This window comes from Pseudochelatococcus lubricantis (assembly GCF_011762225.1).
Classification (GTDB): Bacteria; Pseudomonadota; Alphaproteobacteria; order Rhizobiales; family Beijerinckiaceae; genus Pseudochelatococcus; species Pseudochelatococcus lubricantis.
Map to the genome: position 1 here is coordinate 1 of NZ_JAASQI010000022.1, position 9,355 is coordinate 9,355.

Sequence of the window (9,355 nt, forward strand, 5' to 3'; positions counted from 1 at the left end):
GTACGACAAGCTCATAGCAAACTTCATGGGCTTCGTCATGCTCGCCGCAATTCATATCCAATTGCGATAAAACTTAATTCCTCACTACGACCTAGCCCTAACCCGTATCCTGATAGAGGACTGGAAAGCCGCCTTCATGCCGGACGCCACGGGACGATGGCCTACCGTGATCGCTGCCGAAGTCGGAGTCGATGACGCGCTGTCGGACTATATCGTGGAGGCAGAGGCGGCATCGTCCTCATAGCAGGAGCACGGTTGAATCGGTCAGCCGTTGCAGCGGCTTACACGATAAGTTGGCGGTATTTTCCAGATTCCGGTATCAATGATGACATTGAAGCCGGAGGATACGTGAACACGGAACATGCAAAACAGGACTTCTTGAGAGCCGTCTATGACGCCGACAATCGCAAAGCCGTTGCGGCCCTGAAGCAAGGTGTCGACGTGAACGCAATGGACCCGGTGATGGGCCTGACTGCGCTCCACATCGCGGTCGGCACCAACAATCTGGCACTGACACGCATCCTGGTCGAGGAATGGGGCGCGGAGATCAAACCGGATGGACGTGGACGCTGGCCCACTCTGATCGCTGCCCGTTGCCGCGTAGACACTGACCTCTGCGACTATATCGTCCAGATCGAAGCTAAGGCGTATTACGGCAACTGCAGACCTGCGTGACCAGTTTTTGACTAACGACGCTAAGGGCTATATATTCATTTGCAAATAGGGACGATGCATACAGGCGTGTGCCTTTTAATCCGTTCCTAAACTTGATCCCCCATACTGAAATCTACACCTACTGAGCGTTGCAAGATGTGCGCGGATTATCCGCGCCATCTTGGCAAGGGGGCTTTAGCCAGCCCCCGTTGCATCCCCCGGCATTGCCCGACGGGCGGCGTCGAGCCTTGCCGTGCAACGCAGCGTATCCCGCTGCACCGGACCGAAGGAGCCTTCGCGCTCCCTCTGGACACCCATCGACCGGGAGGGAGGATATTGCCTCTCCCTCCCGGACCACCCATGCACCAGCGCTCCGGCGCTGGACCCGGCCGGGGACACCGTGCCCCCGGACCCGCGAAAGGAGGTGCGCCGTGGCCAGCGGCAGCGAGTCCCGCCAGCGCCCGATCATGCTGGCGGCACGCTTCAACGAACAGGAAGCCGAGGCGATCCGGCAGATGGCCGATCGCGCGGGTATCCCCGTGGCTTCCCTCATTCGCTCCGCGACGTTGAACCTGCCGCCACCGCATGCCGTCCGGCGTCCCACGGCCAGCCACAAGCTGACCGCCCGTCTGCTCGGCGAGGTCGGCCGCCTTGCCGAGGCCCTGCACGCGGCCGGAGCGGCGGGCACGCTGGATTTGGACAATCCGCATGTCGCCGCCGCGCTGCGGGACATCGCCGAGATACGCACCGCCTGCTTCCTGGCCCTCGGGAGGCAGCCATGATCCTCAAGGGCAGCCAGCGGACCGGCGGCGCGGATCTCGCCACGCATCTGTCGAACGAATACGACAATGAGCGTGTCGAGATCGCGCAGGTGCGCGGGACCGCCGCCCGCGACCTTCACGGCGCGCTCGCGGAATACGAGGCGGTGGCGGCCGGCACGCGCTGCAAGGAACCGCTCTACAGCCTTGCCATCAACCCGTCCTCGCCTTTGTCCCGCGAGCAATACATGGCGGCCGTCGACCATATCGAAGGCAAGCTGGGCCTGACCGGCCAGCCGCGCGCCGTCGTCTTCCATGTGAAGAACGGCCGCGAGCATTGCCATGTCGTATGGTCGCGCATCGACCTCGACAACATGCGGGCGATCGGCCTGAGCCATGACCGCATGAAGCTCCGCACCTGCGCGCGGGAGCTGGCCCATGCCTACGGCTTGTCCCTGCCTGCCGGCCTTGCCGAGGATCGCGGCGACGCCCGGTTCGAGAAGAACCGCGACGTGACCTTCGCCGAGAAGGCGATGGCCGAGGCATCCGGTCTCACGCCGGAGCAGCGACGCAGCGAGATCACCGCCCTGTTCCGGGCGTCCGACAGTGCGGAAGCCTTCCGCGCCGGACTGGAACGGGCGGGCTATGTCCTCGCCCAGGGCGAGCGCCGTGCCTATGTCGTCGTGGACCGGGCCGGCCATATCCATGCCCTCGCGCGTCAGATCGACGGCGCGAGGACCAGAGACGTGAAAGCCCGCCTTGCCGACCTGCCGGTCGAGAGCCTGCCCACGGTCGATGCCGCGCAGGCGCAGCAGGTCGCGCGCCAGCAGGCCGTCGATGAGCGGCTGCGCGAGAAGGCCCGCCAGCGCGGCGCGAAGTCGGCGGCGGACCTGAAGGCGAAGCAGGAAACCCGTCGCCACCGTCAGATCGAGGGAAAGCGCCAGCAACTCGCCGTCACCCATGCCGCCGAGCGTATGGCGCTGCACGCCACGCACAAGGCCGAGGAAGGAAGGCTGTTCAACATCATCGCCGGCAGGATGTTCGCGCTGTTCGAGCGCGTTCCCGCCCTACGGTCGGTGATCGCGCATCTCCGTCGCAATCCGGCGATCAATGCCGCCGAGCGGCATCGCCTCGAGGACGAGGCGCTGGATCGCCGGCACGACCGGGAGCGCCGTCAGATCGACCGGCGCGCGGTCGCGCTCGACAAGATCGAGGCCCGCGAACGGCGAAGCCTTGTCCGCGATCTTGTCAGGCAGGTGCGCGTCGAGGATCAATTGCGCGAGGCGCAGAGCGAGCAGCGCGAGCGCGAATTGCGTCAGACGGCCCACGACATCACGGCCGAAAAGCCTGACCATGAACAACGCACCACGACAGACGATCGCCGTGCCCGCATGCGGGAACGGCTTGAACAGGCGCGACAGAAACCGTCAGGCCCGCAGCGCGGCGGACCGGGATGGGAATAGACCCAAGGAGAAGAACAGTATGAGCGACGATCAATATGAGGAAGACCGCCTTGCCGCACTCAAGGAGCGGTGGCATGCCGAGGCCGAAGGGCCGGACCACCGCAGCCTGCAAGCCCGATTCGGGCCGGGATCGTTCGGCTGCCACGAGGCGGTTCACACCACCCTGCTGGTCGTGGAACTGATCGAGCGGCAGTTGGCGAACCACAGCGCCGTGCTGCTCGATCCGTTCTGGTATAGGAACGTGCGCGAGGCGCAGGCGATACTCTATCACGCCTACAACGACGCCGCGCAGATGCATCTGGACGCGCCGCTACCGACCGGCGATCGCCCGAACCTGACACTTGTTCCGAAGGACTGACCGTGCCGGCGATGTAGCATCCTATGAGTGCCAGCCGGCGCGAGAAGGAAGTGGAGCGGTTCCTCCTCATTCCTTTGGCCTCATACAAAACCAACAAAAAGAAAGGCGATGGCGATGACCGATATTCCTTACCCGCTTTGCAGACCGGAAGAATATGATCCGTTGGACCTTCGGAAGCGGCCGAGCGCGATTGATCTGTTCAAGGTCGGGGATGCTCCCATCATGGGGCAATTCGTGGAGGCCGCGAAGAAGACGCGCGATTCCATCGAGCTAACGGAGCTGATCGGCGAGCTATCGCGGACGAGCGGGAGCGACATGGGAGCCTGGCTCGATCGGAACCGCGAAACCGTCAACCTGGCGCTCCATGTGCTGGACTGCTGGAAGTCGTATATGGACGGCGGGTTCCTGAACGATGACGAGTTCGTCGGCGAAATGCTCGCCCATTTCGCCGAGGCTGGCGGCTGGCACATCGACCCCGAGACTGGTGAAGATGTCATCTCAAGACAATAGCTTTCCTGCGACTAACACCTCTGGCTGTGCGTTGCCGCGATCGTAAGGCAAATATGAGGCTGTTTCAGAGCGGCTAACCGACCATCAACGCCTATCCCAATCACGTCGCCATGCAGGTTTGAGCATAGTCCATAAACGCAGGGCATCGGGCCTAATTGGTCTGCTTATATCCGATAAATTGGCTGGATTCAGCATACCATATCTGTGGCAAAGATAACCCTGTTGACTTGGCGACAGTATCTATCTGCCGCAGCTTGGAAGGTATTCTGGTGGATTTGAGAGATTGGAAGGGAGCTCCCAAACCGGAGCGGAAAATGCTGGACGGGGCGTTCGTGCGGCTAGAGCCGCTCGATGCGGAACAGCATGCAAATTCTTTGTTCGAGGCGGCGGCTGCTCCCGGTGCGGATGATCGGTTCAGGTATTTGTTCGACCATGCGCCAGCCGATTTGAGCGCACTGCGCAGTTGGGCCGAGAAGGCAGAAGCCAGCCTGGACCCGCTGTTCTTTGCCGTTATCGACAAAGCAACCGGCAGGGCAGAAGGCCGACAGGCTCTGATGCGGGTGGATACGGTCCACGGCGTAATCGAGATCGGCAACATCATGTGGGGACCAGCGATCACACGGACGCGGATCGCGACGGAGGCGCTGTTTCTCTTCGCCGACTATGCGTTCGGCCTCGGATACCGCCGCTTCGAGTGGAAGTGCGACAACGCCAATCTTCCTTCCAAACGCGCAGCCGAGCGCTTCGGCTTCAGCTTCGAGGGTATTTTCCGGCAGCATATGGTCGTCAAGGGCCTGAACCGCGACACTGCCTGGTTCTCGATCATCGACAGCGATTGGCCGCGCCTACGTGCAGGATATGAACGCTGGTTGAAGGCAAGCAATTTCGATAGCTCGGGTCGACAACTAACCAAGCTGGTATTCAATTTGTGAGTGGTGCCAGCGCGCCGTATGGGCAGACTTCTGATCCCTTTGCGGCCAGAGCGGCGTTACTTCTGGTCGCATTTCTATGGGGCGTAAACTACATTGCGACCAATTTTGGCCTGCGCGCTTTTTCACCCTGGACTTTCCGCACTCTATCTTTTCTGGCCGGGGCAGCTCTTCTGGCTATGCTTGCGCCCATGATTGGCGCGAGCTTGCGCGTGCACAAGGTCAGCGATCGTGTGCACCTTATCGCGTCCGGACTGTTTGCCTGTGGTGGCTTCGGTGCTCTCTCGGCCATAGCCATCCTTTACACCTCGACCGGACGCGCTGCCATTTGCGCCTACACCATGCCGATATGGGTGGCGCTCGCCGCCCGTGTGTTCCTCAAGGAATCTCTGACTACCGCCCGCATGATCTCCCTGGCGCTTTGCGCGGGTGGGTTGCTCGTGCTGCTCTGGCCGTTGATCCAGGCCGGTGTTTCGCTCGGTGCGCTCGCCGCGATCGGATCGGCGATCTGTTGGGCAATCGGCATTGTCTATCTGAAGTGGGCGCGCGTTCCCGCGCACCCGCTTGCGGTCGCGATCTATCAGCTTCTCGCCGGCGCGCTGGTTTCCATCATCGGGATGATGTTCACCGGCCTTGGTGTGGATGGCCCCATCGGTGTGCTGCCCTGGTTTGGGCTGCTCTACGGGGTCGTGGCCGGAACCGCTATCGCCTATCCACTCTGGTTCAAGGTGCTCGATCGGCTTCCGGCCGGCACCGCAGGTCTTGGCACGCTTCTCGTTCCGGTGTTCGGCGTGATCGCTTCGTCGATCGTTCTCGGCGAACGCCCAACACCGGCCGACCTCATCGGCTTTGCCCTAATCCTGATCGCCGCCGTGATCGCCTTGAGAGCACCTGCCCAGCCCATACAGACATAAGGAGGGAACACCATGTCGGATCAGCAACAGAAATACGAACACTTCAAAGCCCTGCATCAGCGCGAGGCGGCTTTTGTCATTCCGAACCCGTGGGATGCTGGCTCGACACGGCTCCTGACCAGTCTCGGCTTCGAGGCGCTTGCCACGACGAGCGCGGGCTATGCGTTCTCCAAGGGACGACGCGACTCGCTGACCGGCCTTGGCCGGGATGAGATACTGGCGAACGCTGCCGAAATTGTTGGCGCTACCCATCTGCCGGTCTCGGCCGACCTGGGAGACGGGTTCGGCGCAGACGCAGACACCTGCGCCGAGACCATTCGCATGGCGTCCGCTGCCGGATTGGTTGGCGGCTCGATCGAGGATGCGACCGGCAATTCCGATCAGCCGATCTACGAGTTCGCTCATGCCATCGATCGTGTTCAGGCCGCCGCCGAGGCCGCGCGCGGTCTGCCCTTCGTGCTGACGGCAAGAGCAGAAAACTATCTTTACGGCCGGGACAGCCTGGACGACACGATCCGGCGGCTACAGGCGTTTTCCGAGGCTGGCGCGGACGTGCTCTACGCGCCGGGTCTGCCAGACATCGACACGATCAGGACCGTGTGCCGCGCGGTCGATAAGCCGGTGAATGTGGTCATGGGCCTCAAGGGGCCGATCTATTCCGTGGCCGAGCTTCAGGATGCCGGTGTTCGCCGCATCAGCGTCGGCGGCTCGATGGCGCGTGCCGCCTTCGGGGGGCTGATGCGGGCTGCCGAAGAGGTGCGGAAGTCCGGCACCTTCACCTACGCGGCCGATGCGCTTCCCGGTGCAGTCATTTCCAAATTTATGGCTGACGATGCAACGACCGACCGTCAGTGACGCCAAGGCAAAGGACATTAGACTATGACAGACAAGGTTGCACCGAAGGCTAAAGACCTCAAGGTTCGGCGGGTATTGCCCGAAGATGCGGCGGCGTGGCGGCCCCTCTATCGTGGCTATGCGACGTTCTATAAACGCGACATCACCGACGCCATTCTGGATCAGACCTGGGTATGGTTGCATGACCCGGTTCATCCGTTGGAGGGTCTGGTCGCTGTCGCTTCTGATGGCAAGCTTGTCGGCCTTGCACACTACCGGCCACAACCTAAACCGTTGCAAGGCAACGATGCCGGGTTTCTGGATGATCTGTTTGTCGCTCCCGATCAGCGCGGCCGTGGCGTCGGACGCCAGCTTATCGAGCATCTGGCCTCGATCGCGCGCGAGCGCGGGTGGTCGTCCGTCCGCTGGATCACGGCCAACGACAATGCAACCGCGCGGCGGCTCTATGACGACGTGGCCGTCGCGACCCATTGGGTCACGTATGAACTGAAACCGTGAGGAGGCACCATGCTCGAACTGCGCCCGAACTGCGAGTGCTGCGACCGCGACCTACCGCCAGAGAACGAAGATGCCCGCATCTGCACCTTTGAATGCACCTACTGCGCGACGTGCGCCGAGTCGTTTCCCGGTGGAAATTGCCTCAACTGCGGCGGCAATCTCGTCGCACGTCCGATCCGACCGTCGGCGCTACTCCTGAAGCATCCGGCATCGACCAACCGCGTCTTGAATGCGAAGTGCCGCGAACAGGATGGGAACACAACCTCCCTGCAATAGAAAAACCAGAAGGGCGTCCAAGGTGAGCGAGACGATCAACATCCGAGATATGCGGCCTACCGACGAAGCTGATTGGCGCGGTCTTTGGGACGGTTACAACAGCTTTTACGAAACAAGCGTCGCCCCCGATATTACCTCTCGCACCTGGCAACGCATGCTCGATCCCGCTTCACCTCTCCTCGGTCGCATGGCCCTGGTTGGTGACACCCCCGTAGGGTTCAGCCTCAGCGTTCTGCATGAAGGAACATGGGTAGCCGGCCCGATCTGCTATCTCGAAGACCTCTTTGTCGATCCAGCATGCCGTGGCCGAGGCATCGGCAGAACATTGATAAGGGATCTGGTCGATCGCGGCACGGCGCAGGGCTGGGCAACCCTGTATTGGCATACGCGGGAGAACAATCCCGCTCGACGCCTCTATGACGAATTCGTCAAGGCCGACGACTTCGTTCGCTACCGGATGCAGCTCCAGCAATAACCACCCAACCGAAGCCACGCGAACGCATCGGCTGCAACGCCACCCACAAGAAGGACTTTATTTTGAAGCAACGACTGAACGTATCCCAGATCACACCCGACCTTTACGCGGCCGTGCTTGCGCTCGACACGAAGGTCAAACAATCCGGCATCGACCTCGACCTACTCCACCTCATCAAGCTGAGGGCATCGCAGATCAATGGATGTGCCTATTGCGTCGATATGCACGTCAAGGATTCGCTGGCCGATGGGATTCCAGCACAGAAGCTGCACCTCGTTTCCGTCTGGCGGGAATCTCCGCTGTTCGATGATCGCGAGCGCGCCGTGCTGGAATGGACCGAAAGCCTGACGCTGATCGCGAGCACCGGCGCACCTGACGGCGCCTATGAGGCCGTGCGCGCGCATTTCACCGAAGAGCAGATCGCACAGCTTATCGTTGCGATAGGCACCATCAATATCTGGAACCGTATCGCTGTCAGCTCGCGGCTGGTTCATCGCTGATCTACGCAAAAAGAAACTCGTTCCCTTATGAACGCGGTATGAGTCCGGGCCAGTAATGCCCGTCTGCTGTCGGTCGGGGACCAAAGATGGCTTGCCCGACCCGCACAACATCCGCGCCTTCCTCGATGGCGATCTCAAAGTCACCGGACATGCCCATGGACAGCCGCGACAGGCCGCCATGAACCGAGACGGCTCGGTCCCTCAAGCTGCGCAACAACTGAAAGCAGGTCCTCACCCGTTCAGCCTCGCCGCTCAGAATGGCGAGCGTCATCAGGCCTTGCGGCTTCAGCCGGGGATAGTCCGGCAGCCGCTCGACGAATGACATCAGCTCATCCGGGGGCAGTCCATATTTGCTTGCCTCTCCCGAGGTGTTCACCTGAACGAAGACGTCGAGGTCGCGGTCCTCGGCTTCCAGGCGGCGATTCAGCTCCTCCGCCAGTCGGATGCTGTCGAGTGCATGGAACTCCGAAGCGAAGCGAACCAGATATTTCACCTTGTTGGTCTGGAGATGACCGATGATGCTCCAGCGGATCGCCAGATCAGAAAGGATCGCCTGCTTGTCTCTGGCCTCCTGCAACTTGTTTTCCCCGAAGTCGCTGATGCCCCCCGCAAATGCGAGACGCAGGACATGAGCGGGAACTGTCTTGGTGACGGGCAGCAGGCGGACATCCCCCGGCTTGCGTCCGCTGCGAAGGCTCGCGGCGTCAATGCGCGCCCTGACCACCTGAAGGTTGGCGGCAAAGGTGCTAGAAGGATCGTCACCGAAGCGTGCAACATCCTCCGTCGAAAGTTCGACGCCGTGATGAGTCATTTTGAACGAAGTTCCCGCACCGTGATCGTCAGTAGGGTAGTGGGAAGCGCGCAACCAGTTCGTGCACCTGCCCGCTGATGCATGCACGGTCGGCATCAAGCGTGTCGGCCCGAACCGACCGCAACGTATCGAGCATGAGGTTTCCGATCAGGCGGTATTCGCAAGGACCGAAGCCGCGCGATGTTCCCGCCGCGCTGCCGACACGGACGCCTGACGTGACCATCGGCTTTTCAGGGTCGTTCGGAATGGCGTTCTTGTTTAGGTCGTAGTGAGGAATTAACAAAGGGGATTCCCAACTTCGGGAGATCGTGATTCAAGGCTACATTTTGGAGCTCAGCCAGATGAACGATCAGG

General features: G+C 61.4%; 13 protein-coding genes and 1 pseudogene. 12 read left to right on the forward strand and 2 right to left on the reverse strand.

Going from position 1 to position 9,355, the window contains the following annotated elements:
- Nucleotides 1-348 precede the first annotated feature (348 nt).
- The 12 genes from FHS82_RS20675 (at nt 349) to FHS82_RS20730 (ending at nt 8,190) form a co-directional block, all read left to right on the forward strand.
- Nucleotides 349-675 carry an ankyrin repeat domain-containing protein gene (locus FHS82_RS20675; protein WP_343042646.1) on the forward strand — a complete coding sequence of 109 codons (327 nt, stop codon included), beginning with the start codon at nt 349-351 and terminating at the stop codon, nt 673-675.
- A 410-nt stretch (nt 676-1,085) separates the two neighbouring features.
- Nucleotides 1,086-1,436, forward strand: a complete 351-nt coding sequence (locus FHS82_RS20680; protein ID WP_343042647.1) for a plasmid mobilization protein — start codon at nt 1,086-1,088, stop codon at nt 1,434-1,436.
- The gene (locus FHS82_RS20685) at nt 1,433-2,875 is read left to right on the forward strand and encodes a relaxase/mobilization nuclease domain-containing protein (protein ID WP_166956651.1); all 1,443 of its coding nucleotides are present in this window, start codon (nt 1,433-1,435) and stop codon (nt 2,873-2,875) included. The genes FHS82_RS20680 and FHS82_RS20685 overlap by 4 nt, the downstream gene beginning before the upstream one ends.
- 19 nt (nt 2,876-2,894) lie before the next feature.
- Nucleotides 2,895-3,233 carry a hypothetical protein gene (locus tag FHS82_RS20690; protein WP_166956654.1) on the forward strand — a complete coding sequence of 113 codons (339 nt, stop codon included), beginning with the start codon at nt 2,895-2,897 and terminating at the stop codon, nt 3,231-3,233.
- 108 nt (nt 3,234-3,341) lie between these two features.
- The gene (locus FHS82_RS20695; RefSeq protein WP_166956657.1) at nt 3,342-3,743 is read left to right on the forward strand and encodes a hypothetical protein; all 402 of its coding nucleotides are present in this window, start codon (nt 3,342-3,344) and stop codon (nt 3,741-3,743) included.
- Between the two features lie 314 nt (nt 3,744-4,057).
- Entirely contained in the window at nt 4,058-4,675 is a 618-nt protein-coding gene (locus tag FHS82_RS20700) for a GNAT family N-acetyltransferase (RefSeq protein WP_208394396.1), read from the forward strand.
- Nucleotides 4,672-5,586 carry an EamA family transporter gene (locus tag FHS82_RS20705; RefSeq protein ID WP_166956660.1) on the forward strand — a complete coding sequence of 305 codons (915 nt, stop codon included), beginning with the start codon at nt 4,672-4,674 and terminating at the stop codon, nt 5,584-5,586. The genes FHS82_RS20700 and FHS82_RS20705 overlap by 4 nt, the downstream gene beginning before the upstream one ends.
- A 12-nt stretch (nt 5,587-5,598) precedes the next feature.
- Nucleotides 5,599-6,441: an isocitrate lyase/PEP mutase family protein gene (locus FHS82_RS20710; protein ID WP_166956663.1), complete on the forward strand. Its 843-nt coding sequence runs from the start codon at nt 5,599-5,601 to the stop codon at nt 6,439-6,441.
- A gap of 24 nt (nt 6,442-6,465) precedes the next feature.
- Nucleotides 6,466-6,939 carry a GNAT family N-acetyltransferase gene (locus tag FHS82_RS20715; protein WP_166956666.1) on the forward strand — a complete coding sequence of 158 codons (474 nt, stop codon included), beginning with the start codon at nt 6,466-6,468 and terminating at the stop codon, nt 6,937-6,939.
- 9 nt (nt 6,940-6,948) lie between these two features.
- The gene (locus tag FHS82_RS20720; protein WP_166956669.1) at nt 6,949-7,215 is read left to right on the forward strand and encodes a DUF1272 domain-containing protein; all 267 of its coding nucleotides are present in this window, start codon (nt 6,949-6,951) and stop codon (nt 7,213-7,215) included.
- 49 nt (nt 7,216-7,264) lie between these two features.
- The gene (locus FHS82_RS20725; protein ID WP_246225486.1) at nt 7,265-7,690 is read left to right on the forward strand and encodes a GNAT family N-acetyltransferase; all 426 of its coding nucleotides are present in this window, start codon (nt 7,265-7,267) and stop codon (nt 7,688-7,690) included.
- A gap of 62 nt (nt 7,691-7,752) precedes the next feature.
- Nucleotides 7,753-8,190, forward strand: a complete 438-nt coding sequence (locus tag FHS82_RS20730) for a carboxymuconolactone decarboxylase family protein (protein WP_166956675.1) — start codon at nt 7,753-7,755, stop codon at nt 8,188-8,190.
- A 25-nt stretch (nt 8,191-8,215) separates the two neighbouring features.
- Here FHS82_RS20730 and FHS82_RS20735 read toward each other — a convergent pair whose 3' ends face one another.
- Together FHS82_RS20735 and glyA are read right to left on the reverse strand one after the other, a co-directional pair.
- Entirely contained in the window at nt 8,216-9,001 is a 786-nt protein-coding gene (locus FHS82_RS20735) for a YggS family pyridoxal phosphate-dependent enzyme (protein ID WP_166956678.1), read from the reverse strand.
- Between the two features lie 28 nt (nt 9,002-9,029).
- Nucleotides 9,030-9,263, reverse strand: a pseudogene (gene glyA, locus FHS82_RS20740) (serine hydroxymethyltransferase); the annotation flags it as partial.
- Nucleotides 9,264-9,355: the final 92 nt, after the last annotated feature.